Origin of the sequence: Bifidobacterium hominis (genome assembly GCF_040095915.1) — a bacterium.
Taxonomy (GTDB): Bacteria; Actinomycetota; Actinomycetes; order Actinomycetales; family Bifidobacteriaceae; genus Bifidobacterium; species Bifidobacterium hominis.
In genome coordinates, this window is record NZ_JBBMFR010000014.1 from 1 (window position 1) to 25,053 (window position 25,053).

The window sequence follows — 25,053 nt, forward strand, 5'->3', positions numbered from 1 at the left end:
GGGAGAGTAGCGCGCCGCCGCATTCTACTTGAGGGGGTTCCCGTCGAGCGTCACGCTCCGGGAACCCCCATTTTTTTTTTTATCCGCTCGCGTCCCCTTTTCATCCGTCTCCTGGTCCTTGCTCCCCGTGGCATGCAGGAGTTTTTATTTTGCGGCACCTTTGTATCGCATGGTCTGTCGGCGTGACTGTTATTAATGATGTGATGAGTCTCACGCGTTATACCCGCGCGGGTTCCAGAGAATCACGTTACGATAGAAAACGGCAGAAGCCAGATGATTGACAATCAGCGAAAGGACCGATGATGACTCTTCTGCAGCATGAACTGACCGATTTTAAGGTGAACGCGTTCCAGAACGACGAGTTCCATGAGGTGACCAAGGCTGATGTGCTCGGCCACTGGTCCCTGTTTTTCTTCTACCCGGCTGATTTCACTTTCGTGTGCCCCACTGAGCTTGAGGATCTGGCTCGCAACTACGCCAAGTTCAAGGAAATCGGATGCGAAATCTACTCCGTCTCCTGCGATACCCATTTCGTGCACAAGGCATGGCATGATGCCAATGAAAAGATCGCCAAGATTCAATATCCAATGCTTGCTGACCCGACCGCTCTATTGGCCAAAGATCTTGATACCTACAACGAGGTCGATGGCATGGCTGAACGCGGTGATTTCATCGTGAGCCCCGAAGGCAAGGTCGTGGCCTATGAAGTCATCTCCTCCAACGTTGGCCGCAATGCCGAAGAACTACTACGCCGTGTGCAAGCCTCTCAGTTCGTCCACGAACATGGCGATCAGGTCTGCCCTGCCAACTGGACTCCGGGCGAGGACACCATCGAACCTAGCCTCGATCTTGTTGGCCAACTGTGATCGTTATTTGACGGACGGATTGTCAATCTAATCCGACGGGTTGTCCGGAGAACCTCCGGGCAACCCCTTGAACAGACAGATTAAGGCGCGAAGGGATTCATTATGTCTCGAAATGATTTGTACGATGTCATAGTTGTCGGCGGCGGTCCCGCTGGTCTGACGGCGGGATTGTATCTGGCCCGTGCCCGATATCGCGTGCTGATTCTCGAGAAAGACGATTTCGGCGGACAGATCACCATCACCAATGAGGTGGTCAACTATCCGGGTGTCGGCCGCACCACTGGCCGTGAGCTTACCCAGACCATGCGTCAACAGGCGCAGGACTTCGGCGCTGAATTCCTTTCCGCCGAAGCCATCGGCCTCGACGTGCATGGCGACGTCAAAACCGTGCATACTTCACGCGGCGACTTAAAGGCTTTCGGTATTCTCATCGCCACCGGCGCCAGCCCACGCAAACTAGGGTTCGAAGGGGAATCCGAATACGCTGGCCGCGGTGTGGCCTACTGTGCTACCTGCGATGGCGAATTCTTCACCGGCAAGGAAGTACTGGTGGTCGGAGGAGGGTTCGCAGCAGCCGAGGAATCCGTGTTCCTGACCACATACGCCTCCAAAGTCACCGTTCTCGTGCGGGAACAGGATTTTACTTGCGACGCCACGGTGGCCGCCGCAGCCAAAAACAATCCAAAAATCGACGTGCGTTACCAAGTCGAGCTGCAAGGCGTCACTGCCGGTCAAGGCGGTTTGCGTGAAGCTACGATCCTGAACCGGGCCACCGGCCAGACCGAAACGTGGAAACCTGCTGACGGTGGCACGTTCGGCGTGTTCGTGTTCGCAGGATATGTGCCCGCCACGAATCTGGTGCGCGGTGTGGTGGAACTGGACGATTATGGTTACGTGGTCACGCACGGCTATCTCGAAACATCGGTGCCGGGCGTGTATGCGGCCGGTGATCTGCGGGCCAAAAACCTGCGGCAAGTTGTTACTGCCACCGCCGATGGTGCTATTGCCGCGGTGGAGTTGGAACGGTATGCCAAGCGGATGAGCGAGAAAACCGGTTTGATGCCACAGCGCCCGACCTCTTGCGTCTACGAGCAGTCCACGGCGAAGACAGATGCCGCCTCGTTGGCTGACACCACGCCCGCACCGGCACCCGTCAAACGCAGCACCGATGCCGCTGCCGCAGCAAACGCCGTCAGGAAGCCCGGCGAATTGTTCTCCGACACCACCAAACAGCAGCTCAACGTGGTCTTTAACCGTATGTCTCGCCCGGTCACGCTTGCTTTGGAACTGGATGATACGCCGCTGTCCACGGAACTGCGGGGATTCATTGATGCGATGGTCGCGTTATCCGATGGCAAGCTGAAATCGGTAGTGGTCGATGGTGAGTACGAGAAGGATGATGCGGGGCGTGCGGTATTCGACGTGGAACACGTGTTGCCGGCAGCACGTCCATGCGTGCGCATGGTGGTGGATGGCAAGCCGACCGGCCTCGCCTTCCATGGCGTGCCCTCCGGCCATGAATTCAATTCGTTCGTGCTGGGCCTGTACAACGTGGCCGGTCCCGGTCAGCCGTTGGACGATGATCTGATCGAACGGGCGCGGTCCATCACGGACCCGTTGGACATCATGATTCTCGTCTCGCTCACCTGCACGATGTGCCCGGAGACCGTGCTCGCTTCCCAGCGTATCGCCTCGCTGAACCCGGCCGTGCGCGTCGAGGCCTACGATGTTGCGCACTTCCCCGAGCTTAGGGACCATTATGGCGCGATGAGCGTGCCCTGCATCGTCATCACACGGGCCGACGGCACGCAGCGGGTCGAGTTCGGCAAGAAGAGCATCCCGCAGATGCTCGAATTGGTCGGCGCGTAAATACGATTTGTTTCGACTGGCCGCCGGACGGTCTTGTAATGCGGGCGGGGAGGTCTCTGCCCGTTACAGGAGCATATATGAGAACGCCTCGGCTGCTGAACCGGTTCATCACAGCAGCCGAGGCGTTTGATAAAGACTTTTAGGAATCTTACTTGCTGAAAACCTTCTTGAACAAGGTAGAGGAGGCTTTGGCGAAGGCGAACTGGCTGAGGCCGGCATCCATGGAAACGGTGTTGGCGCTGGCGATCTGGTCGAAGGTATTGTTCTGCATTTTTCTTCCTTTCACCCGGCTCGTCGTTTCGTTTGTTGGTTCATGCTTCGTGCGGAGCCGTTTTTCTGTTGTGGCTTCATTGTAGGCATACCTCTGATGTGAAATCTCGTCAGTTTCATCGCTTCTTTTGTATCTTCATCTGGTAAACAGAAATAAATGATTGTGACGGAGACAGGCGGAGACATGCTGCATATGCAGGGGTGCTTCGTGGAAAGGATGGCAACGATGTTGTTGGCAGGCTCATTCAGACGGGTTAAGAAGAAAGAGAAAAACTATGATAAATGCAACGGCGAAGCCGGATACTTCCGGGATACGCAAGCCGAAGCGCGAGTACATAGGCATGTTGTATTGTCTTCCATACGTGTTGGTCTTCCTGTTCGGCATGATCATCCCGATGTTCTACGCGCTTTATCTCAGCTTCTTCAAGCAGTCCCTTCTCGGCGGTACCACATTCGCGGGCTTCGACAACTTCACCCGAGCATTCAAGGATGAGGCTTTGTGGGGCGGCTTTAAGAATGTGCTGATTTACGCGGCGATTCAGATTCCGATAAATCTGATTCTGTCCCTTGTAGCGGCGCTCATCTTGGACTCCTAGAGAATCCGCCATATCGCAGTGCCGCGAATTTTGCTGTTCCTGCCTTATGCCGTCCCAGGCGTCGTTGCAGCGCTGATGTGGGGATACATTTACGGCGATAAGTATGGTCTAGTTGGCCAAATTTTTCATATGATGGGTGTGCAAGCCCCCAACATGCTGTCGGAACAACTCATGCTGTTCGCTATCGCAAACATCTGCACTTGGTGCTTCCTTGGCTACAACATGCTGATCTATTATTCTGCACTGATCGGCATCCCGAACGACCTGTCTGAGCTGGTGGCGGATCTCGCAGCGGAGAACCAGAACATCATTGGCATCAAGGACACTGTCGACACCATCAGCCACACCAGGAAGGTCATTGCTGCCCGTTCGGCCAGGCATGGATGTGCCGGAACCTGTTCGACGAGTATCTGTTCAACCAGGATGCATCGTACCTGTCCCGCATTTGGCCGATCATGCGGGACACCGCGCGATTCTGCATGGATTTCCTATCGGAGACGGAACATGGACTGGCCCCGTCCCCTGCAACATCACCGGAGAACTGTTTCTTGGTGAATGGAGAACCGGTATCCGTTGCGCTGTTCGAAGCCCACAGAGATTACACTGAACGTTCTGGGGACTGATATGGGACGTGTCGTACTGTCTCCAGATAAGCCATTCAAGGGATCCATCCGGCGTTAACGTTGAGAATATGCCGCGATACCAGCGTGTCACCATTCCTCAGGACATCGCCTTGTTGGACAATGCTGTTCCGGACGAGGGCTTGCAAGACATGCACTTCAACGAGCTTAAGACATCCCTCTACCGGCATGCGGAAGATGAGCGCATGCATGTAACTGAGTATCGTAATGTGAACGATCTCATCAAGAATAAGAGCAAGCATGCTGGTTTTATTTCAATCGGTCCGGCACCGTTTGAGAAGAATGTGCTCCTACGATTGCACATGAGGTTTTCCGCAAAACTGGTGGTCAGGGACAGTTTCGTGCCATCTTTATGAAAACCATATGAAAGAGGCCTGATGTCCGACCCTTGGGGCTTGGGCATCAGGCCTCTTTCCTGATATGAGCAGAGGACGCGGCATGCGGAAAACATGAATCCATGCCGCATCTTCTGCGTTATGAAGCATCGTCACCGGTTAATCCAAGGTGAAGGAACCTTGCAAGACAATGCCGTCCCTCCTCCACAGGAAGGAGTAGAGGAGGGACGCACTATCTGATCGTCAGATCAGTTCGAGATTGACATCGAGGCTGATTGGCTGATCGGCGGGGATGTGATACTGGGAGTGGACCGGAGACATCCAGGAATCGTCGCCTCCGACACCCATCTGCGCGGCGAGCACACGGAGGAACATGTGCTTTGGAGCCGGCAACTCGTCTTGGTGCTGGGCTTCTTCGATCATGAAGCTGGAATACGGCTGCAGGCTCACAGCGAACGGTGCGGCACCATTCGCGCGGCTGACTCGCAGACCATGTCCATTTTCATCGGTGATCTCCGCCCAACGGACCTCCTCGTGGTTGCCCGTCTCCTGCGGCATGAGATACGGAGCATGATCCTTGAACGCATCGGTGCTCCACACGCCCAGCTTGGCGTGTTTGCGATCCTGGTATGTTTCCTCGGGACCAGCGCCGAAGAACCTCAGGTTCGAATACTGGACCGGCAGAGTCCATTCGATACCAAACGCAGGAATGGTGGGTAGCTCGCCGGACTCGCCCGGATATTCCACATGCAGGTTCAGACGGCCAGTGGTATCGGCGGTGTATCCGACGGTGACCTTGGTGCACTGCGGCGTGGCAAGCTCATACGTGTATACGGCCTTGAGCGTGTCTTCATCGACCTGTTCGATGACATTGTCCACGCAACGGGCGTAACGGCCGGCCACCATCCACTGGGCTCGCTCGAATCCATGGCCGGCGCCACGATCGTTGTCCGTCAGCGCGCGGAATGTGGTGATCGCCGGGCGACGCAGCACGAATTCGTGACCGTCGAACGTGTAGGAAACCAAACCGCCCTGGGTGCGAGAAAGAAGAATCTCTCGTCCGGAACCCTGAACACCCGCGTTCCAACGGCCAACAGTGACGATGCCATCCGCAGGCAGAGCCGCGTCTTCGGCTGCCTTCGTTCCGGCTACAATAGTCTGGCCGAAGGCGAGTTCGTACCCGGCAGGAGCCCAATCGGTCGCCTCAGCGAGGCGCTGGGACACTTCAAGCACCAGCTCATCGGCATTGGCGCGGTAGAGATCCACCGGCCATTCGACATCGAACGTGCATGCTGAATCGGCGGGTACGTCGAAGCGACGCTCGGACTGCCATACCGGCTCTCCGTCAGCGAGGATGCGCAGCACGAACTGGTATCCGCCGGTCGAGATGAACAGATTGTCGTTCTTGATGGACACCGAACGATCGGTCACGTCGATATGGACGTTGGAATACAGCTGCTTGACTTCCTGGGCCTTCGGCGCGGGAGTACGGTCGGCGAAGACCAGTCCGTTGCCGGAGAACTCGTAATCGCTCGGACGGTCGCCGAAGTCTCCGCCATAGCACAGACGGGTGGAACTGTCCGGCTGGGTGGCATAGATCGCCTGATCAATGAAGTCCCAGATGAAGCCGCCCTGATAGTGCGGGTAGCGCTCCAGTGCCGTGTATTCGTCCAGATTGCCGACTGAGTTGCCCATTGCGTGCATGTACTCGCAGGAGATGTACGGCTTCTGCGGATCGTTCTTGAGATATTCCTCAACCACATCGGCATGCTCGTACATGCGGGTTTCGATGTCGGTCACATCGTCGTAGTCGCGGTTCTTCGTCACACCCTCGTAGTGCACGGGGCGGTTCGGATCGATGTCATGCACATGCTTGTACATGGCGCGGAACACATCGCCGGTGTAGGACTCGTTGCCGAGAGACCAAATGACCACGCTCGGGTGATTGTAGTCGCGGCGCATCATGCTGTTGACACGATCGACGCAGGCACCTTCCCAATGTGCCTTGCTTCCTGGAACCGCGGTTTCGGCGGTGACCACGTCGCCGGGCAGGCACCAGCTGCCATGGGTTTCGAGATTGGTCTCATCGATCAGGTAGATACCGTACTCATCGCACAGATCGTACCAACGTTCCTGGTTCGGATAGTGCGAGGTGCGGATGGCGTTGATGTTGTGACGCTTGCAGAAAATCACATCATCGATCATGTCCTGCTCGGTGATGGAACGGCCGCGCTTGGCGTCGAACTCGTGACGGTCCGCGCCCTTGAACACGATGCGTTTGCCGTTAAGGGTCATGATGCCGTTTTCGATGCGGAAGCGACGGAAGCCGACCTTCTGAACGGCAGCTTCGACGATGTTGCCGGCCTGGTCGATGACGTTGACTTCAAGTTCGTACAGAGATGGGCTTTCGGCGCTCCACGGCTCGAGGCCCTGCAAGGAACCGCTTGCGAACGTGGTATTGGCGTCGGCGTTGGTCGAGGCCTCCCATACTACGTTGCCTTCGGAATCCTTCAACGTGGCCGAGATGGTAGCGGCATCGGAGGCGTTGCGCACGGACAATGCGGCATCAAGAGAGGCGGTGCCGGACTCGGCGTCCCAATCGGCTTCGAGCTGCATGTTCTCGACATGGACGTGGGGCTGCGCCGTCAGTTCGACGGAGCGGAACAGACCGTGCAGACGCCAGAAGTCCTGGTCTTCAAGCCAGGATGCACTGGAATACTCGTAGCAGGCGACCGCCACGACGTTCTCTCCGTCATGCAGCAGGTCGGTGATATCAAACTCGTTGGGAGTGAATCCGTCTTCGCCGTAACCTGCGAACAGGCCGTTGACCCATACGTAGATTGCGGTTGCCATTCCATGGAAGACGATGGAGACGCTTCCTCCGGACTCCTTGGTGTCCGCAAGACGCTTGGACACAACGAACTTCCTGCGGTAGAGCGCCACGTGATTGTTTTCCGGAACATTCGGCTCCAGCGGATTCTCGTGGCCGTCCCACGGATACTGGATATTCACGTACTTGTTCTTCAGCAGGCCTGCCATCTGCAGATGGCCCGGAACTTGGGCGCGGCAGAAAGAGGAATCATCGAAGTTCTCAGCCACGAATGGCTCTTCGCTGAAGTCGATGTCGGAAGCCTGCACGATTTCGACGCGCCATTCTCCGTCAAGGCTTTGCGTGAGATCGGAGTACTCGCCACTCTGCGGATCATGCGTGAAGCACTTGTGGTTGGAATGTGCCGGCGTGCGGTTGACTTCGAACACAGTCGCGTCGGTCAGCCACGTCTCGGATGCGTGCTCAATACGATTGCTATTTGCCATGTTTCCTGCTTTCTTTCATTACTTCGTTGTGAATGATGTGGAAGCTAAACTTCCTTTACTGGTAATGATAAATGTTTTTTACTGAAAAAGCAAATCGTATTTACCGCCACGGTTTCCTCTGTTTTTCAAGCACTCTCACAAATATGTTTAAGCCGGTGACGGATAGGATTTGCGTTATGGAAACTACTGCAACACGCCGGTAAAAGCCTTGATTACTAATGTTTTTTACTTCCGTTTATAAAACGGCGTATAGTTGCAATACAAGATCAATGGGTGATCTCGGCTCCAACTATCTTAGAGGAGAAGAAAAAATGAGCAATGCAACAGCTGCGGACGGTGGAGTCCGCAAGGGGAGGCTCGGCCAGCGCATCGCCTACGCATGCGGTAACTTGGGTCAGTCTGCTTTCTACAACGCCATGAGCACGTACTTCGTTGTGTACGTGACCAGCTGCCTGTTCTCTGGCGTCGATAAGGCGCTGGCGGCCAAGCTCATCGGCGTCATCACCAGCCTTGTGGTGATTATCCGTATCGCAGAGATCTTCATCGACCCATTGCTGGGCAACATCGTCGACAACACCACCACCAAATGGGGACGCTTCCGTCCTTGGCAGTTCATCGGCGGTGCTGTCTCGGCCGTGCTGCTTGCCATCGTCTTCAGCGGCATGTTCGGTCTGGTGAATGTCAACACCACGCTGTTCATCGTGCTGTTCGTCATCACCTTCGTCGTGCTCGACGTGTTCTACTCCCTGCGTGACATCTCCTATTGGGGCATGATTCCGGCGCTGTCCTCCGACTCCCATGAGCGTTCCACCTACACCTCTCTGGGATCTTTCACCGGTTCCATCGGCTACAACGGCATCACCATCGTCGTTATCCCGATTGTCACCTACTTCAGCTACATGTTCACCGGCAAGCATGCCGAAAGCCAGAGCGGCTGGACCGCATTCGGCATCATCGTTATGCTGCTCGGCATCATCACTGCTTGGACCGTTGCCTTCGGTACTAAGGAAAGCACCAGCGCCCTGCGCGCCAAGGCCCAGAAGAACGGCAACCCGCTCGAGGCGTTCAAGGCACTGTTCCAGAACGACCAGTTGCTGTGGGTCGCCCTGTCCTACCTGCTGTACGCCATCGCCAACGTGGCCACCACCGGCGTGCTCCTCTTCCTGTTCAAGTTCGTGCTCGACAACCCGGCCGCTTACTCCGCTACCGGCGTCATCGCACTGGTGGCCGGCCTCATCATGGCTCCGCTGTACCCGATTCTGAACAAGCGCATCCCACGCCGCTACCTGTACATCAGTGGCATGATCTCCATGATTGTCGCTTACGTTCTGCTGGGTCTTTTCTCCACCAACATCGTCGTAGTGTTCATCGCACTGGTGCTCTTCTACGTGCCGGGCACGCTCATCCAGATGACCGCCATCCTCTCCCTGACCGACTCCATCGAATACGGTCAGCTGAAGAACGGTAAGCGTAACGAGGCCGTCACTCTGTCCGTCCGCCCGATGCTCGACAAGATCGGTGGCGCTCTGTCGAACGGCATCACCGGCTTCATCGCCGTCGCGGCAGGTATGACCGGCAACGCCACTGCAGCCGATATGACCCCTGCGAACATCCACACCTTCGAAGTCTGCGCCTTCTATGTGCCGCTCGTTCTGATTGTGCTCAGCCTGCTGGTGTTCGCCTTCAAGGTGAAGATCAACGAGAAGATGCACGCCGAAATCGTCGAGCAGCTCGAAGCCAAGCTCACGGCCGGTGAGGTCTCCGACGAGGAAGCCAAGACGGTCGAGACGGTTGAAGCCGTCAACGAAAAGGCTAAGACTCTGACTGAGTAAATAACCAATACCTGCCACTCCTTCCTTTCTCTCTGATGGAGGCCCCAATTTCGGTTGGGGCCTCCATTGGTATATGCACTGTTTTATAACCGCTCAAAGTTTGTCAAATGAACAAAACGACAGATGCCCCGGAGCATAATGCAACCAATGTTGTTTCGCTTTTTCGCTCAAGGCATATCTTGCCATGTTCTGAGGTGAACCATGTATTTTCGTGAATGGTCAATCGAAGAATCGAATTAGATTTCATTGTTTCGGATGAGAAGGTCCCAGCTTTACAGGGGGTATTAATGACATTCATCTCACGGGCGGCGCGTTATGTGCTCAGAAAACGAGTGCGCACCGCGGTGCTGTTCATTGTCCTGACCATCATAACGGCGAGTATGCTGTCCGCGACCGCAGTTTCTCAGGCAGCTCAACATGAGGCTGGACAGATTGAGAAACAGGCGGTTGGCGGATTCGTGCTGGCCAGTAACCTGCAAGGCAGCATGCTGACACCTCGCGGAGGCGGAATGGTTCGTCCCGCTGATGTGCAACGAATCTCGAAGATGTCCGGGGTTGACTCGTACATGGTCAGGCAGAACGCCACCGCCGATCTCGTGGGAGCCAGCGTGGTGAAGGTCCCCGGCGGCGATGATTACGATGCGGAGAAAGAACAGCAGTTCGGCAATACGGCCAACGTCATAGGCACAAACGATTCGTCAAAACTCAATGTGTTCACGTCTCACACGCTCGGCATGGTCGAAGGACGTCATCTAAAGGCATCCGATAAGCATATGTCGATGGTCCATGAGGATCTCGCCAAAACCAATGGGCTTAAAGTCGGCGATACCCTCACGCTCAAGGCCAACCCATATGATGCCGACAATGAGTCGCATTCGACGGCAACTGTCAAAACCACCATCGTTGGAATATTCAAAGGGGACAGCGACAGAAAGGTATCCAGTCGCGCGGAACTCACCTCCAACACTGTGTACACCGATTTGGACACTACAAGTACTCTGTACCAGTACAAGGCCGGCAAGGAAATATACCAGGATGCCACTTTCGTTCTGGACAAGGGCGTCGACGTGGAGAAAACCATGGAAGAGGCGAAGAAGCTTCCAGTGGATTGGAGCAACTACCAGATCACGCGCAATGACCAATATACGTCGAGCATGCTGAATGCCGCCCGAGGTGTGCGTTCCATGATGCGCAGCGCTTTGATCGGCGTGACTATTTCGGCCGTGATAGTTCTCAGTCTCATGCTCTTACTGTGGATGAACGACCGACGTCAGGAGATGGGCGTATTGGTGTCCCTCGGCATCGGCAAGCCATCCCTGATCGCCCAATATCTAACCGAGATGATTCTGATCGGCCTGCCGTCCCTGGTCTTCGGATGGTTGTGCGCACGGGGAATGGCCCAATGGCTTGGCACCTCGGCCCTCCGTTCCGTGAACGCCTCCGCGGCGAAGGAGCTGAGCAGCATGGGACAGGTCGGCGGCGATCTCGAGTCCAATATGTCGGTTCGCACCTTGGATTCGCTCACGGTATCAATCGACACAACCGCCGTACTGTATGTATCGCTCGGCCTGCTGGCGGTGATGCTGGTATGCGTTGCCATATCGTGCATACCGATGCTGCGCAAGTCGCCACGAAGCCTGTCGGAGCTCCGATGATGGGCATGAACGTGTGGAAGCGTGCCACGCTGGCAATCGTACGTAAACCGGTACGCAGCGGAATCATCGGACTGTTGATGCTGATGGTTTTCACCAGTCTTGTGGCTCAGGTCGGAGTGTCAACGGCGCTTCAGGAAATGTCCGACGATATCGGCAGAAGCATGGGAATAGGTTTTACCGTCGACACAGGCGAGAATCCTGCAAGTCTAAAGGAAGCGAGCCGGTTCTCGCGCATCCCTGGCGTAAGAAAAACCGTTTACGAGCGTAAGACCCTGGCAGGGGTGGATGGCGCGCATCCGGTTGTCCCCGAACATGGTCCTCGACTGGATTCCGGTCTATCCACGCAGGTCAGCGTGCTGGGCACCACTGACTCCTCGTTGTCCGAAGAGTTCCAAAGCGGTCTGTACCGGTTGGAACAAGGACGCCACATTTCAGGTAATGGCCGGAACGTACTGATTCACCGGGATTTCGCACGTGAGAATGGACTATCGGTGGGATCAACACTCCAGCTCAGTCAGGAAGACCGCGATTCCACCGTTCGCGTGGCCGGAATCTTCTCTGGCAATGTGCAGGCACAGAGCCCTATGCCATCGGACGCATCGGAGAATCTTATCTATTCGGGCGTTCAAGTGGTTTCCGCGCTGACTGGAGAGGAACGGGTCGGCACGATCCGGTGCCTTTCAGATAATCCGCAGACTCTTTCCGCCGCAATGGCCCAAGCAAAAAAAATCGCTGGAAGCAAGTATGTCGTCACCGATGACTCGGCGCGGCTTTCCGGCGTGCTGCAGTCAGTGGAAACGGTGCGCGATCTGGTCCGCATGGTGCTGTTGTCCGTTTGCCTGGCTGATGTGTTGGTACTGGGCATGGCGCTTGTCTTCTGGATCCGCTCACGTATCCATGAAATAGGCACCCTTCTGGCTCTTGGCATTGGTAAGATGCAGATTATCGCCCAGTTCGCAATCGAAACCGGTCTCATGGCTGTGGTTGCCGCCCTGTGCTCGCTGGGCACAGGCTCCCTATTGTCTGGATACGTGTCCTCGCTCCTGCTGCACGATTCGGGAGTCGCGCCTCTTGAATCATTGCAGGTGGAGACTCTGCCGCCAGAACAGACGCTGCTCATCCTGCTGCTCGGATGCGCGGTCATCGCAATCGCGCTCGCCGTGTCGTGCGCCGCAGTGCTGGCCAAATCCCCGAAATCCATTCTTTCCTCTATGCGTTAGGAGATATTAATCATGACTATCTGTCTGCAATTGGACCATGTCAATTACTCATACGGCGCGGCGAAGATCCGCGTTCTTTCGGACGTGAACGCAGATTTCGAATCCGGAAAGATGTATGCGATAACCGGCCCATCGGGAGCGGGGAAGAGCACTTTGTTGTCTCTGTTGGCCGGTCTGGATGCCCCTTCTGATGGAGTGGTTCGTTTTGAGGGCAAGGATATAGCTACGACGGGTTACTCAAAGCACCGTCGCGAGCACGTGTCCTTGGTGTTCCAAGACCATAATCTGATCGACTATCTCACCCCCGAAGAGAATCTTCGCCTGGTCAATCCCAAGGCCGATATGAAGATTCTCGAGGATTTGGGACTGAGCCGTGAGGAATCGAAGCGCAACATCATGCACCTGTCGGGCGGACAACGTCAGCGAGTGGCGGTCGGCCGCGCCCTAGTGGCGCCCGGCCGCGCGATTCTGGCGGATGAACCGACTGGCAGCCTGGATCCGGAAATGACTGATGAGGTGATTGACCTTTTGCGGGATGCCGCTCATCAACTCGGTAAATGTGTCATTGTGGTGACGCATTCCAAGCGTGTCGCCGATTCCGCCGATGCCGTTTACACCCTCAGACATAAGAAGCTAACCAAGGCGTAGTTCGTTCGTACAGGCCGTGTCTTCCGTCTGAACAGCGATCCACCATCAATGGCCTCTCGGACTTCCATTGCGGCAGGGGCCCTCTTGACGCGTGGCCGCTGCGCCACGCAATGAACGCGTTGGGCCGCGGCATCGCCGCCGCTGCCTACGTGTCCATGGGTGGGGCGGTACGGGGCTTTTACTCACTGTTCGCGAACAACGTGGGCTGGGGGCGACGTGCACGGCATCGTGGATGGTTCGTTATTACAACGGCAGTTCTCGATAAACCAAATCGTCACGGACTGCAAAGCCCTGCCGTTCCCAGAAATCGTTGCCGGCATCGTTGTCTGCGGGCACTCCGACAGCGACTTTCGGCAGACCGATCGCACGAAGCGTTTCAACCACACGGCCCACCAACATCGAGCCAATGCCCCTACCGCGTGCGTCGGGGTCGATCGCCGTGTGGTAGATGCGCGACCGTCTTCCGTCGTTGCCGGCAAGAATCGCGCCAATGATTCTTCCGTCATCGTCCTCGGCTACGAAGCAGGTGTCGGGATTGCGTTTGAGAAACGTCTTTATTGCATCCTCGCAATCGTCTATATCCCTCATAGTGAAACCTGTGCATCGTGTCCACAGTCCGTATACCAGCGGATAATCCTCGATTTTCATATGGCGTATGGTCATTGCTATCGGTTCGGTCATATTTCCTTCTTTCCTTCTTAAACGCCAATTCCGATTCTCGCATCGTTCGCGGTACTTCCCGTGCGGGTATGCCATATTTGCGTTGCGCGGCCGTCTGCAGCGCGCGTGTCGGGGAAGCCCCCTGAAGGATAATCCTCGATTTTCGGGGATACCCCGGATGTGAACATACGGCAACGGTATGGTGAACTGTGCTTAACTGAAATCATGCATATGAAGAACGGAAGCATCGCGAGAGCGGCGGCTGTGGTAATCGCAACCGCCATATTGTGCGGCATTGTGCCTATGATTGGCGTCGCACTGCGCAATTCGGCAATCGCGACAATGCGTGAAACCAATATTTTGCAGGCTTTAGCGGCGCTGCCAGAAGGGTTGCGCGACTGCTCTACGGTACTTGCGTATTTGTTTTCAACGGTAGGCTGCATCGCAATCGTCGCCGCGCTTGCCGCTGTCGATTTGCGTATTACCGGCAGCAGGCGCGTCGTCATCCGCGATGTCGTCGTGTCGGCGGCGCCGATACTGTACGTGACCGGTGTCAAATGGCTGGTCGAACGCCCCCGTCCGATTACTTCCGTCGGCAGTGATCTATTGCCAGGCGATCCAAGTTTTCCGAGTGGTCACACGGCAGCCGCGGTGATCGTATCGGTCATGATGATTCTTACCGTGCGTAATTTCGCGCGCAAATGCTTCCCCGACGGAGAAGATGACGGGCGCGCAAACGGAAGACGGGTGTTCCTCCGCAGGGCGGTCATCGGCGCTGTCGCGCTTGTCGCGACGGTCGCCTGTTCGCGACTACTGCTCGGCTTGCACTATCCGACCGACGTGATTATTTCCGCCACCATCTGTCCGCTCATTTCCTACGCCGTATGGTGTGTATGGAACGCATACGAAAGCGCGGCGGAGCGGTAAAAACGTATCTGCTATGTGAGTTCCTTTGATTCCGAAATCAGTTAAGGAATGTCCGATTGTGCGGGCAAAACGACAGGTTGTGTAATGGAGCGCAGGTTGGCGGCGAAAGGCTGGTTCAATCAAACTAGCGGCGGATGCTCACATGCGATGCAGCCAAGAACATCCGCAACAAGAACAGCGCAGGCTCAGGGAGGGCCAAGCGGGTTCGAGGAGTTAGTGCAAGGGAGAACCAATGGAACTCGAAGAACTTTCGGTCGTTGAAAAGGCCGCAATGCTTTCCGGTGGATCCGAATGGGATTCGCGAGGCAACGACCGCGCAGACATCCCCAGCTTCGTGATGAGCGACGGCCCCCACGGCGTGCGCCGCCAGCTCGGCGAAGGCGATCATCTCGGCATCGGCGCATCCAAGCCGGCCACCTGCTTCCCGACCGCAGGAACCGTGGCCAATTCTTGGGATCCGGCGCTCGCCGAAGAAATGGGCGAGGCCCTCGGCAACGAAGCGCACGATCTTGACGTGAACGTGCTGCTCGGCCCGGGTCTGAACATCAAGCGCAACCCGCTGTGCGGACGTAACTTCGAATACTATTCCGAAGATCCGATCGTCGCCGGACGTATGGCGGCAGGCCTGATCCGCGGCATCCAGAGCAACGGCATCTCCGCATGCCCGAAGCATTTCGCGGTCAACAGCCAGGAACTGCGCCGCCAGGCCAGCAACTCCGTGGTCGATGAGCGTACCATGCGCGAACTGTATCTGACCGGTTTCGAAATCGCAGTGCGTGAAGCCAAGCCGCTGACCATCATGACCTCCTACAACGAGATCAACGGCGTCTACGCGCACGAAAACAAGCATTTGCTCCAGGAGATTCTGCGCGACGAATGGGGCTTCGACGGCATGGTCGTCTCCGACTGGGGCGGATCCAACTCCGCGGTCGCAGCAGTCAAGGCAGGCGGATCGCTGGAAATGCCGTCTCCGGGCTTCACTTCCGTGCGTGAGCTGGAAGGCGCGGTCAAGGCGGGAACCCTGTCTGAAGCCGATATCAACGCGCGTGCCGCAGAAGTCGCAAAAATCGCGGCAGCGACCAAGCTGGTCGGTGTTGGACGTAACGATCTGCTCAAAGACGATATCGCAGCAGCGCATCACGACGTGGCACGCAAGGTGGCCGAAGGCTCCAGTGTGCTGTTGAAGAACGATAACGCGACCCTGCCATTCAAGGCCGGCACCCGCGTGGCGGTGATCGGCGATATGGCCGCAACCGCACGTTATCAGGGTTCCGGCTCCTCCAAGGTGAACGCCACCAAGGAAGAGAACATTCTTGAAGAGGTCAAGAACGCCGAAGGCCTCGTGCTTGCCGGCTATGAGCAGGGCTATGACCGCCAGGGCAAGGCTGACCGCGTGCTCGTGGAAGACGCAGTCGCGCTGGCTGGCAAGGAAAGCGTTGATGTGGTGCTTGCAGTCGTCGGTCTTGACGAACGCAGCGAATCCGAAGGCCTTGACCGTTCCACCATGGCGATTCCGCAGGTGCAGAACGATCTGGTCGAAGCGCTGAAGGGCGCGGGCAAGCCGATCGTGGTCGTGCTTGTCGCCGGCTCTCCGGTGGAACTGCCGTGGATTGACGACGTTGCCGCAGTGCTTTACGTGGGTCTGTCGGGTCAGGCCGGCGCTTCCGCGACCGTGCGCGCGCTGACCGGTGAGATCAATCCGTCCGGCCACTTGGCTGAAACCTGGCCGATGCATTACGAGGATTGCCCGAGCTCCGGTTGGTATCCGGCGATTGGTCGCGATGCGATCTATCGCGAAGGCCCGTTCGTTGGCTACCGCTATTACGAAACCGCCGGTGTGCCGGTGCGCTTCCCGTTCGGCTATGGCCTGAGCTATTCCAAGTTCACCTACAGCGCCGCAACTGCCGGTGAAAAGGGCGTTGACGTGATGGTCGGCAACGATTCCGACGTTGCCGGTTCAGCCGTTGTACAGCTGTATGTGCGCGGTCCGCAGGGTGGCGTACTGCGCCCCGATCGCGAACTCAAGGGCTTCGCCAAGGTTTCGCTTGCCGCACATGAAAGCAAGAGCGTGCACATTAATTTCGATCGTTACACCTTCCGTCACTTCGACGTTGCCTGCAACGAATGGAAGACGGAATCCGGCGAGTGGACGCTGATGGTGGGCGACAACGCCGAGCATCTGCCGCTTTCGATTCCACTCACTGTTGCCGGCGATATCGAGCCCATTGCCGCGGATGTTGCGCTCGGACATTACCTCAGCGGTCACGTCAAGGAAGTGACCGATGCTGAAATGGCCATTCTGTTTGGTCATGAGGTTGTGGCTCCGGGCAAGCCGGTGACGTTCGATGTGAACGATCCGATTATGTCTTGGGTGGATTCCAAAGGCTTCGTGGCGCGTACCGTCGCCAAGACGCTCGCCAAGCAGGAAGCCAAGATCCGCCAGAAGACCGGTGCCCCGGACCTCAATACCCTGTTCATCCTGAACATGCCTCCGCGAGCCATGAGCAAGATGACCCAAGGCATGGTCGATTCCGCGATGGTCGACGCCATCGTCAAAATCGCCAACGGCCACACCTTCCGCGGATTGGGCGGCGTGATTGCCGGCTTCTTCCGCAACCAATCCGCAAACAGGCGCACTGCAAGGGAGCTGAACAATGACTGATAACAACGCAACGCAGACGGCCGAGAAGGTCGGTCCGATCCGCCAGTGGATCAAGGATCACCCGAACATCTGGGAATTCATCCTGTTCAACCTGCTGTCAAACATCTCCACCATCACCCGTTTCGTGGTGACGTGGATTGGCACCGCCATCTTCATCAGTGGCATGGGCCTGACTCAGCCGTTCCACTTTCTGATTTTCAACTACGACACCCAGGGCAACGGTCTGGGCGGCTTCCTCACCTTCCTGCTTGCCGAGGTGCTCGCCCAGGTGGTGAACTTCTTCGTGCAGATGAAGTGGGTGTTCAAGTCTGACTCCAGCTTCAAGGACGCCGCTTGGAAGTATGTGATCCTCGCTGTGATCATCGTGGTTGTGAACCTCGTGCTGCCGGGCTACGTGACCGGTCTGTGCCAGGGTTGGGGCATGGGCGCTGGCATCGCCGGCACCATCGCTTCCGTGGTCAACACTCTGCTCGCCGTGATTGTGAGCTACCCGCTGCTCAAGTTCTGGGTTATGCCGAAGAGCAAGGACTCCAAGGAGGCCACTAAGTAACCCTTCATAGCTGACTTCCCTTTCTTCCTCTCCTCAACCCGCCCGGTCTTCCTCCTTTTCCCGGGCGGGTTTTCTTATGACTTTTGCTGCTTTCTCGTGATTTCTCAATATCGAAAATGTAATCGTCAGCAGTGCTGTCGGCGTAAAATCGAAAGTGAGATTGGCGTAAAATCGAAAGTCAAAACAGCGTAAAATCGAAAATGAGATTGGCGTAAACTTGAAAGTGCGGAATGATGAGTGATTTAAAAATGGCGGAATATCGTCCTCGCGTTGCAGACCGGCGGCTGGAAAAACTGCTGCGCGCTTTTGGTGCCGTTGAGATTGTAGGTCCAAAATGGTGTGGCAAAACGTGGACGGCTTTGGCGCATGCATCCAGTGTGGATCGTCTCGATGATTCCGCTACCTACGACGCCGCGTCTAACGATCCGAATTTGGTGCTCATGGGTGAAGAGCCGCATCTCGTGGACGAGTGGCAGGAAGTTCCGGCTGTGTGGGATGCTGCTCGCCGGCATGTTGACGATAACGCCAATCGTAAAGGGCAGCTAATCCTTACAGGTTCCAGCCAACCTAAGGAAACTGAGAAAATACACCATAGCGGAACCGGTCGCATTGCGAGACTTCATATGCGTCCGATGAGCTTGGCTGAATCCGGTGAATCAACAGGGAGCGTAAGTCTCGGCAAACTTTTTGAAGGCGAGTTTGAACCTTCCAGAAACAAGACGGGCATTATGAATGTGGCTCGGTGGTGTTGCCGAGGTGGATGGCCGTCAAACCTTGATGTTGAAGACGAGTTCGCTCTGGAGACTTCGGCTGAATATGTACGGAGCATACTGGACGTCAATATTCCTAAGCTTGGTCTTAACCCGGAAATAATGCGGGTTCTCATGAAGGCACTTGCCATGAATGTGGCTCAGGCGCCTACCTACGAGACGCTGATGAAAGACATGTCATACGGTGATGAAGGCGTCAGCATCAGCGCTCCGACGCTGAAACGATATATGGATGAGCTGAAAAGTCTCTATCTGATTGACGATTTGGAAGGATGGGAACCTTCTCTTCGTGCAAAATCTCGAGTTCGCACGAAGCCGAAACGTTATTTCGTGGATCCGTCGCTGCCGAGCGCGTTACTGGGGGCGACTCCGGCTGTCCTTGCGCGTGACACGCAAACGCTGGGAGATTTGTTTGAAACATTGGTGATTCGTGATTTGCGCGTGTATCTCGAATCGATGGGTGGTGCGAATCGAATCGCATATTATCGGGATGAAAAAGGTCTTGAAGTTGATGTGATTCTTGAATTGGTGGATGGTCGCTGGGCTGCGGTGGAGATTAAGCTGAGCGATTTGAAAGTCACGGAGAAAAATGTAGACAAACTACATGCTTTCAAAGAAAAAGTGTGCGGAAATCCTCTATCTCAAGTTCGTGAGCCTGAATTCATGGCGTTTATTGTCGGGCGTGGTGATATTGCATACCGTCGTGATGATGGCATTCTGGTGCTGCCGATCGCCACGCTCGGGGCGTAACAAACGAACGTTGCGGCAGGTGGGACAATTGGGGGTGGATTGAACGAAGGAGACGGTGTGCAAGGAGTGCGGCAGGTGCGGGAATTGCGGGAATCGCAAAAAACACGGGAATCGCAGGAGTCGCAGAATTCTCAAGGAACGCAGCCAAAGATCGGCAGAATTCCGGCGCTGATTGCGGCGGTGGTAATTGTGGGAGTGGCCATTGGTGCGGCCGCCGGTCTGCTGACGTTGATGCTGTACGGCGTCGAGCATCTTGCGCTTGGCTATGTTGAGAATTCGCAGGAATCCGGCCCGTTCAACGTTCTTGTGATTCGTCGACTGATTTCCGTGACCGCGGGTGCGGCCATCGCGGCCGTGATTTGGTGGCTGTTGCGTACGCGCAGTACGAAAGTACCGTCCGTTAAAAAGGCGGTAAATGGCGATATTATGCCGATTTGGCAGACCGTCGTGCATGTGCTGCTGCAGATTTTCATTGTCGGTACGGGCATGTCGATCGGTCGAGAAGTGGCGCCGCGCGAGTTGGGTGCGATGTTCGGCCAACGGTTCGCGCGTTGGGCGCATCTTGATGCGAAAGACACCCGTATGCTGGTGGCAATCACGGCTGCGGCTGGCCTTGCGGGCGTGTATAACGCGCCGCTTGCGGGCACGTTTTTCGCGGTCGAGATTCTGCTCTCCGACATAACCCTCGAAACCGTGACGCTTGCGTTCTCCTGTTCCGCGTTGGCTTCGTGGGTGGCGTCGCTGGTCAAAGGCACGCACACGTTCTACCTGATCGGAGAAACCGACGGCCTGTTCACTCCCGATTACATGGCGTTCGCACTGGTTGCCGGCATGATTCTTGGCGTTGCCGGCGCACTGTTCCGTCGCGGCTCGCAGTGGGCTGAGAAATCCAAGCCGTCGGGCGTGGGGATTTTGTGGATGCTGCCGCTCGTTGGCTTGCTGACCGGTGTGGTGGCGATTTGGGTGCCGCAGGTCATGGGTAACGGTCGTGCCACCGCGCAGTTGAGTTTCTCGTCCGACGTTGATTTGGCTGTGCTGCCGATTTTGTTGGTTTCATTCCTTGCGAAGGCGATTGTCACGCTGTTGACGATCCGTTCCGGCGCTGCCGGCGGTGTATTGCAACCGGGTATTGCGCTCGGTGCTTCAGGAGGTGCGTTGCTTGGTATTCTGTGGATGCAGGTGTTCCATACGAATTCGATTGGCATGTATGCTCTGCTGGGTGCGTGTGCGCTGTTGGCTGCGTCCCAGCAGGCTCCGCTTATGGCGATTTGTTTGGTGATGGAACTTGCGGATGCTCCGATTAATCTGTTTGTGCCCATTGGCTTCGCGGTTGCGGTCAGCGCGTTCGTCGCGAGCCGTTTAGATGGCCCTCTTGCCGCTATGCATCTATCGAAAAGTGCGAAAAAAGAGGCTAACTGAGAAGAATGCGCATGCAAGGGCGCATTAGACGGTAAACTAGGGGTTGGCATACGGGTGGCCGCTGCTGAGCGCCCGATGATGAAGGTGAAGCGGGTGGCGACGCCGCGCCGCAAAACCCTGAGAACTAGTGGAGTCGTCTTCCAAGTCGTCCAAGCCGCTCAAATCTCACCCAAACACAGCGTCTGAGTCGTGCGTGGCCTCGCAGGTCCGCATGACTCAGACGCTGTGTTTACATGGCCATAAGGCCGGTTTTTCGCGGAATAAGCGCGGTTAGCACAAACCAGTGGTCCTCGGTGCGGATCGTCACTTCGCCGCCATACTGCTGCACGATGTGGCGAATCGATTTCACACCGAATCCGTGCCGGTGCTGGTCGTCGCGCTTTGTGGTGCGCAAATTGCCTTCCGCATCTTTCTTCAGTCGGGAATCGTAATAATTTTCAACACGGATGACGATAAAGTGATTTTGCTCGTATAACGCAAGTTTGATTAGTCGTTGTTCACGTTTCGGCAGTTTCGACGTCGCTTCGATCGCATTGTCGAGCGCGTTGCCGAACAGTGACGCGATATCCATCGACGACATGCCGCTTAACAGTGATCCGTCCGCGACCGCGGTGAACGTGATCCCGCGATCGGAGCACGTGCGCTCTTTTGTAGTCAGAATAACGTCAAGCACGGGATTTCCCGTATGTTGCTGCACGCTGTAGCGCTGCACGGATTGCTCCAATTGCTCGAAGCCGGCTGCGGCATGCTTCGGATCGACTTCGGCACGCAATGCGGTGATCTGATGCTTCAGATCGTGTGCAATCCGGCCCAACGATTCGATATTTTCCTTCGATTGCAGGTATTCCTGATGCTGGCTTTCCAACTGCGCGTTGATGGACGCAAGTTCCGTGTTCGCTTCGATGCGACGTGCCTGCTCCTGCTGCGCGTACAGAATCGCGAAACCGCAGAAATCAACCAGCGTGCGAATGTAGAAAATCTCCTGGCCGACCGAACCGGAAAACGGCGTGTTCGTCGATACGAAACTCAAATTGCTCATGGCGAATGTGACAATCATGATGGCCATCGTCGCAATCGCGGCGGAAGCGGTCGGCAAAGTCGGCGTGGTCTGGCTGAAATTGCTGCGTTCAACCAGCCAAGCCAAACTGAAGCACAATGCATACGTAACGACCAGCAGCGCGATCGCACGCCAATCGTAATCAGCGAAACCATCTCGCACGCCAATGAACGTAACGATCTGCCAATGCAGTGACGCTACCAATTCGGCCAGCACGAACGCGCGCGCCGTAATGTACAGGCCTTCGCGCTTGCCGGTGCCCGCGCCAAGCAAAATCGTCGCATACATGCAGGCGAAGGCGAGCAGCATGCCGATAATCCAGAACCAGATCGGCATACTGCCGTCAAAATACTGCACTGCAATCAGCAGCAGCAGTCCGGCCGCACTGACGATGATCGACCGCTGGAGTGGAACGCGCCGATACAGCACCGCGATATACACCATGCAAGCGGCCCATTCGCAGATCGCCGTATATGAACGGGGTATATCGGGCAGTGCGTTGGTGATCGGCGTCATCGACAGCGCCGAAAGCACGGTTATTGTGGTGGAAGACACGAAAGGTGCGTTTGCCAATCCGGCCAGCATATTCGGCAATACCGCGCCGATCACCTGCCACCCCCCATATAGTCGGTCAGTGCGGTCAGGAACGCCTTCTTGCGTGGGCGGCTCACGCGCAGCTGCTCACCGTTCGACATCACGCAATCTTGGTCGGCAACGCCCGTCACATGCTTGAGGTTCACCAGATAGCAGGAGTTCGAGCGGAAGAAATGATGGTCGGTAAGCTTGGCTTCCATGTCTTTGAGCGTGCCATTGATCGACAGTTTGCCTTCCAGCGTGTGGATGACGATGGTGTGCCGAATCGATTCAAGATACAGAATGTCGGCAAGATTCAGGCGCATCTGCCCGTTGCCGGTTTCGATGAGCATGGAATCATCGCCATTGCGTCGCACCATGTCGATCGACTTTTTGAGCTCCTGCGAAAACGCGAACCATGGTAGAGGTTTAAGCAAGTACGACAACGCACGCACCTCATACCCGCTGATCGCATACTGCGGTGCAGCGGTGATGAACACGATCACGACTTTGTCATCGCGCTCGCGGATGCGTCTCGCGGCGGCCATACCGTCCATTTCGCTCATCTCGATGTCGAGCAGTAAAATATCGTAAACGGGGGTATATTTTTCTACGATTCGCGCACCGTCGTCGAATACGGAAACGGTAAATTGCTCGCCATTTTCCTGTTGATATCGGTTGAGATAGTCGAGTACCAGCTGGCAGCTTGCGGGATCATCCTCGACCACGCCGATTCGAATATTGCGCATTGCAACCTCCCTGTCCTGTCTTTCGCTCCGCACCATTGTCTTGCATGATGGCGATAAATGCGTGTATTTACTACGTCGTTAACCCCTTTTTGTCAGCGGAGACAAACAGCTCGACTCGCGACACGCATTGACAGTCTCGTTGTTGTATGTATCATAGAACGTGGCTCAACGAAGAGAACCTTCGCTAGACCAAAGAAATAAATTAACGCTTTGAATTGTGGCTTTGTCGAAGTTGTAAGCCACAAGGCGAGGCACCGAAAAAATCCCTTTACAACGGATCGTGAGGCACGTACCTGCCTCTGAAAGGATGACAAATCATGGCAGAAGTCGTATTCGACCATGTTACTCGTATCTACCCGGGCAACGATAAGCCGTCGGTGGATGATTTGAATATGGACATCAAGGACGGCGAGTTCCTGGTGCTGGTTGGCCCGTCTGGCTGCGGCAAGTCCACTACTCTGCGTATGCTCGCTGGCCTTGAAGAGGTCAACAAGGGCCGCATCCTCATCGGTGGCAAGGACGTCACCACGATGCAGCCGAAGGACCGCGACATCGCAATGGTGTTCCAGAACTACGCCCTGTATCCGCACATGACCGTGGCCGACAACATGGGCTTCGCTCTGAAGATCGCCGGCACCCCGAAGGAAGAGATTCGCAAGCGCGTCGAGAAGGCCGCTGAGATCCTCGACCTGACCGAGTACCTTGATCGTAAGCCGAAGGCTCTGTCCGGTGGCCAGCGTCAGCGTGTGGCTATGGGTCGTGCAATCGTCCGTGAGCCGAAGGTCTTCCTCATGGATGAGCCTCTGTCCAACCTCGATGCCAAGCTCCGCGTGCAGACCCGTACCCAGATCGCTGCTCTGCAGCGCCAGCTGGGCGTCACCACCCTGTACGTGACCCACGATCAGACCGAAGCTCTGACCATGGGTGACCGCATCGCCGTTATCAAGCTCGGTGTCCTGCAGCAGGTCGGCGCCCCGACCGAGCTGTACGATCGTCCGGCCAACGTCTTCGTCGCTGGCTTCATCGGCTCCCCGTCGATGAACATCAACACCCACCCGGTGGTCAACGGCAAGGCAAAGATCGGCGAAGACACCGTGGATCTGCCGGCTGAGGCTGTCAACAAGCTCACCGCTGAAGACAACAACCAGATCGTCGTCGGCTTCCGTCCGGAAGACGCTTCCCTGGCCGCCCCGGATGACGCCAACGCCTTCTCCCTCAAGGTCATGAACGTTGAGGATCTGGGCTCCGATGGCTACATCTACGGCAACATCATCACCGATGGCTCCGCTGCTGAGGCATCCACCATGATGTCCGATCAGAACAAGCTCACCACGATCCGCGTGAACCCGCGTGCTCTCCCGAAGGTCGGCGATACCGTCAAGATCAAGATCGACCCGTCCAAGATGCACCTGTTCGCTCCGTCGACTGAGCTGCGCCTGAACTGAGCTGATACCGAGTAACCAACCGTTGGCTGTTTCTTCAGGGGGATATCTTTTGCGGAAATCGGCTGGCGGGTGGCTGAATAAAAACTTGGCGGAAGCGCGAACTTCCGTCAACCATTAAACGAGACGTACTCTTCCTCTCTTACCGTCTCGTTGGAGAAGCCCCGCGTTTGAACCGCACCCCGATTGTTGGACTGAAGAAATTCAGATTCGATGATCGGAGGTGCGGTTCTTTCGTATGCGTGAG

Annotated in this window: 20 protein-coding genes and 1 pseudogene; 16 read left to right on the forward strand and 5 right to left on the reverse strand. The window is 56.2% G+C overall.

The features are described 5' to 3' along the window. The first annotated feature begins 302 nt into the window (after positions 1–302). Together ahpC and WMO36_RS08160 are read left to right on the forward strand one after the other, a co-directional pair. Complete coding sequence (gene ahpC / locus WMO36_RS08155; protein ID WP_039776050.1) at positions 303–866, forward strand: alkyl hydroperoxide reductase subunit C; 564 nt, start codon at positions 303–305, stop codon at positions 864–866. Between the two features lie 102 nt (positions 867–968). Next, complete coding sequence (locus tag WMO36_RS08160; RefSeq protein ID WP_435374793.1) at positions 969–2,735, forward strand: FAD-dependent oxidoreductase; 1,767 nt, start codon at positions 969–971, stop codon at positions 2,733–2,735. A 148-nt stretch (positions 2,736–2,883) separates the two neighbouring features. On the opposite strand, the gene WMO36_RS08165 is transcribed toward WMO36_RS08160, so the two are convergent. After that, positions 2,884–3,006, reverse strand: a complete 123-nt coding sequence (locus tag WMO36_RS08165) for a hypothetical protein (protein WP_004223384.1) — start codon at positions 3,004–3,006, stop codon at positions 2,884–2,886. A 274-nt stretch (positions 3,007–3,280) separates the two neighbouring features. Here WMO36_RS08165 and WMO36_RS08170 point away from each other — a divergent pair, with 274 nt between their 5' ends. The 4 genes and pseudogenes from WMO36_RS08170 to WMO36_RS08180 all read left to right on the forward strand — a co-directional run bounded on the left by WMO36_RS08170 (position 3,281) and on the right by WMO36_RS08180 (position 4,598). Next, positions 3,281–3,601 (forward strand): carbohydrate ABC transporter permease, encoded by a 321-nt coding sequence (locus tag WMO36_RS08170; RefSeq protein ID WP_236824334.1) that lies wholly within the window; start codon positions 3,281–3,283, stop codon positions 3,599–3,601. 255 nt (positions 3,602–3,856) lie between these two features. Next, positions 3,857–3,967: pseudogene (locus WMO36_RS08175) on the forward strand (dihydrodipicolinate synthase family protein); the annotation flags it as partial. 17 nt (positions 3,968–3,984) lie between these two features. Further along, complete coding sequence (locus tag WMO36_RS08390; RefSeq protein ID WP_410050791.1) at positions 3,985–4,224, forward strand: glycosyl hydrolase family 95 catalytic domain-containing protein; 240 nt, start codon at positions 3,985–3,987, stop codon at positions 4,222–4,224. A gap of 68 nt (positions 4,225–4,292) precedes the next feature. After that, a complete protein-coding gene (locus tag WMO36_RS08180; RefSeq protein ID WP_180753714.1) occupies positions 4,293–4,598 on the forward strand; it encodes a type 1 periplasmic-binding domain-containing protein in 306 nt (101 codons plus the stop codon). A 222-nt stretch (positions 4,599–4,820) separates the two neighbouring features. Here the strand turns inward: WMO36_RS08180 and lacZ are convergent, their stop codons facing one another. After that, a complete protein-coding gene (gene lacZ / locus WMO36_RS08185) occupies positions 4,821–7,892 on the reverse strand; it encodes a beta-galactosidase, LacZ type (RefSeq protein ID WP_349077265.1) in 3,072 nt (1,023 codons plus the stop codon). A 311-nt stretch (positions 7,893–8,203) separates the two neighbouring features. Here lacZ and WMO36_RS08190 point away from each other — a divergent pair, with 311 nt between their 5' ends. The 4 genes from WMO36_RS08190 to WMO36_RS08205 all read left to right on the forward strand — a co-directional run bounded on the left by WMO36_RS08190 (position 8,204) and on the right by WMO36_RS08205 (position 13,247). Beyond that, positions 8,204–9,724: a glycoside-pentoside-hexuronide (GPH):cation symporter gene (locus WMO36_RS08190; protein ID WP_337509829.1), complete on the forward strand. Its 1,521-nt coding sequence runs from the start codon at positions 8,204–8,206 to the stop codon at positions 9,722–9,724. Between the two features lie 287 nt (positions 9,725–10,011). Continuing rightward, positions 10,012–11,379, forward strand: a complete 1,368-nt coding sequence (locus WMO36_RS08195; RefSeq protein ID WP_349077266.1) for an ABC transporter permease — start codon at positions 10,012–10,014, stop codon at positions 11,377–11,379. Beyond that, entirely contained in the window at positions 11,376–12,599 is a 1,224-nt protein-coding gene (locus WMO36_RS08200) for an ABC transporter permease (protein WP_349077268.1), read from the forward strand. The genes WMO36_RS08195 and WMO36_RS08200 overlap by 4 nt, the downstream gene beginning before the upstream one ends. A gap of 12 nt (positions 12,600–12,611) precedes the next feature. After that, positions 12,612–13,247, forward strand: coding sequence for an ABC transporter ATP-binding protein (locus WMO36_RS08205; RefSeq protein WP_349077270.1), 636 nt, complete (start codon positions 12,612–12,614; stop codon positions 13,245–13,247). A 243-nt stretch (positions 13,248–13,490) separates the two neighbouring features. On the opposite strand, the gene WMO36_RS08210 is transcribed toward WMO36_RS08205, so the two are convergent. Then, positions 13,491–13,928 (reverse strand): GNAT family N-acetyltransferase, encoded by a 438-nt coding sequence (locus tag WMO36_RS08210; RefSeq protein ID WP_081296550.1) that lies wholly within the window; start codon positions 13,926–13,928, stop codon positions 13,491–13,493. 204 nt (positions 13,929–14,132) lie between these two features. Here WMO36_RS08210 and WMO36_RS08215 point away from each other — a divergent pair, with 204 nt between their 5' ends. The 5 genes from WMO36_RS08215 to WMO36_RS08235 all read left to right on the forward strand — a co-directional run bounded on the left by WMO36_RS08215 (position 14,133) and on the right by WMO36_RS08235 (position 20,985). Continuing rightward, complete coding sequence (locus WMO36_RS08215) at positions 14,133–14,834, forward strand: phosphatase PAP2 family protein (protein WP_065439627.1); 702 nt, start codon at positions 14,133–14,135, stop codon at positions 14,832–14,834. Between the two features lie 232 nt (positions 14,835–15,066). Continuing rightward, positions 15,067–17,496, forward strand: a complete 2,430-nt coding sequence (gene gluB, locus WMO36_RS08220) for a beta-glucosidase GluB (protein ID WP_349077271.1) — start codon at positions 15,067–15,069, stop codon at positions 17,494–17,496. Next, positions 17,489–18,046 (forward strand): GtrA family protein, encoded by a 558-nt coding sequence (locus tag WMO36_RS08225; RefSeq protein ID WP_099594969.1) that lies wholly within the window; start codon positions 17,489–17,491, stop codon positions 18,044–18,046. Before gluB ends, WMO36_RS08225 begins: the two co-directional genes overlap by 8 nt. 230 nt (positions 18,047–18,276) lie before the next feature. Beyond that, positions 18,277–19,566 carry an ATP-binding protein gene (locus WMO36_RS08230; RefSeq protein ID WP_099594968.1) on the forward strand — a complete coding sequence of 430 codons (1,290 nt, stop codon included), beginning with the start codon at positions 18,277–18,279 and terminating at the stop codon, positions 19,564–19,566. Between the two features lie 75 nt (positions 19,567–19,641). Continuing rightward, positions 19,642–20,985 carry a chloride channel protein gene (locus WMO36_RS08235; RefSeq protein WP_435374804.1) on the forward strand — a complete coding sequence of 448 codons (1,344 nt, stop codon included), beginning with the start codon at positions 19,642–19,644 and terminating at the stop codon, positions 20,983–20,985. 229 nt (positions 20,986–21,214) lie between these two features. Here the strand turns inward: WMO36_RS08235 and WMO36_RS08240 are convergent, their stop codons facing one another. Continuing rightward, positions 21,215–22,558, reverse strand: coding sequence for a sensor histidine kinase (locus tag WMO36_RS08240; RefSeq protein WP_349077274.1), 1,344 nt, complete (start codon positions 22,556–22,558; stop codon positions 21,215–21,217). An 89-nt stretch (positions 22,559–22,647) separates the two neighbouring features. After that, a complete protein-coding gene (locus WMO36_RS08245) occupies positions 22,648–23,364 on the reverse strand; it encodes a LytR/AlgR family response regulator transcription factor (protein ID WP_180753713.1) in 717 nt (238 codons plus the stop codon). A gap of 317 nt (positions 23,365–23,681) precedes the next feature. Between WMO36_RS08245 and WMO36_RS08250 the strand changes: the two genes are divergently transcribed. After that, positions 23,682–24,809, forward strand: a complete 1,128-nt coding sequence (locus WMO36_RS08250; protein ID WP_004220968.1) for an ABC transporter ATP-binding protein — start codon at positions 23,682–23,684, stop codon at positions 24,807–24,809. The last annotated feature ends 244 nt before the right edge of the window (positions 24,810–25,053 follow it).

Coding starts and splice junctions, on each gene's coding strand:
- ahpC (WP_039776050.1), top strand. CDS start 303: ATGACTCTTCTGCAGCATGAACTGACCGATTTTAAGGTGAACGCGTTC.
- WMO36_RS08160 (WP_435374793.1), top strand. CDS start 969: ATGTCTCGAAATGATTTGTACGATGTCATAGTTGTCGGCGGCGGTCCC.
- WMO36_RS08165 (WP_004223384.1), bottom strand. CDS start 3,006: ATGCAGAACAATACCTTCGACCAGATCGCCAGCGCCAACACCGTTTCC.
- WMO36_RS08170 (WP_236824334.1), top strand. CDS start 3,281: ATGATAAATGCAACGGCGAAGCCGGATACTTCCGGGATACGCAAGCCG.
- WMO36_RS08390 (WP_410050791.1), top strand. CDS start 3,985: ATGTGCCGGAACCTGTTCGACGAGTATCTGTTCAACCAGGATGCATCG.
- WMO36_RS08180 (WP_180753714.1), top strand. CDS start 4,293: ATGCCGCGATACCAGCGTGTCACCATTCCTCAGGACATCGCCTTGTTG.
- lacZ (WP_349077265.1), bottom strand. CDS start 7,892: ATGGCAAATAGCAATCGTATTGAGCACGCATCCGAGACGTGGCTGACC.
- WMO36_RS08190 (WP_337509829.1), top strand. CDS start 8,204: ATGAGCAATGCAACAGCTGCGGACGGTGGAGTCCGCAAGGGGAGGCTC.
- WMO36_RS08195 (WP_349077266.1), top strand. CDS start 10,012: ATGACATTCATCTCACGGGCGGCGCGTTATGTGCTCAGAAAACGAGTG.
- WMO36_RS08200 (WP_349077268.1), top strand. CDS start 11,376: ATGATGGGCATGAACGTGTGGAAGCGTGCCACGCTGGCAATCGTACGT.
- WMO36_RS08205 (WP_349077270.1), top strand. CDS start 12,612: ATGACTATCTGTCTGCAATTGGACCATGTCAATTACTCATACGGCGCG.
- WMO36_RS08210 (WP_081296550.1), bottom strand. CDS start 13,928: ATGACCGAACCGATAGCAATGACCATACGCCATATGAAAATCGAGGAT.
- WMO36_RS08215 (WP_065439627.1), top strand. CDS start 14,133: ATGCATATGAAGAACGGAAGCATCGCGAGAGCGGCGGCTGTGGTAATC.
- gluB (WP_349077271.1), top strand. CDS start 15,067: ATGGAACTCGAAGAACTTTCGGTCGTTGAAAAGGCCGCAATGCTTTCC.
- WMO36_RS08225 (WP_099594969.1), top strand. CDS start 17,489: ATGACTGATAACAACGCAACGCAGACGGCCGAGAAGGTCGGTCCGATC.
- WMO36_RS08230 (WP_099594968.1), top strand. CDS start 18,277: ATGATGAGTGATTTAAAAATGGCGGAATATCGTCCTCGCGTTGCAGAC.
- WMO36_RS08240 (WP_349077274.1), bottom strand. CDS start 22,558: ATGACGCCGATCACCAACGCACTGCCCGATATACCCCGTTCATATACG.
- WMO36_RS08245 (WP_180753713.1), bottom strand. CDS start 23,364: ATGCGCAATATTCGAATCGGCGTGGTCGAGGATGATCCCGCAAGCTGC.
- WMO36_RS08250 (WP_004220968.1), top strand. CDS start 23,682: ATGGCAGAAGTCGTATTCGACCATGTTACTCGTATCTACCCGGGCAAC.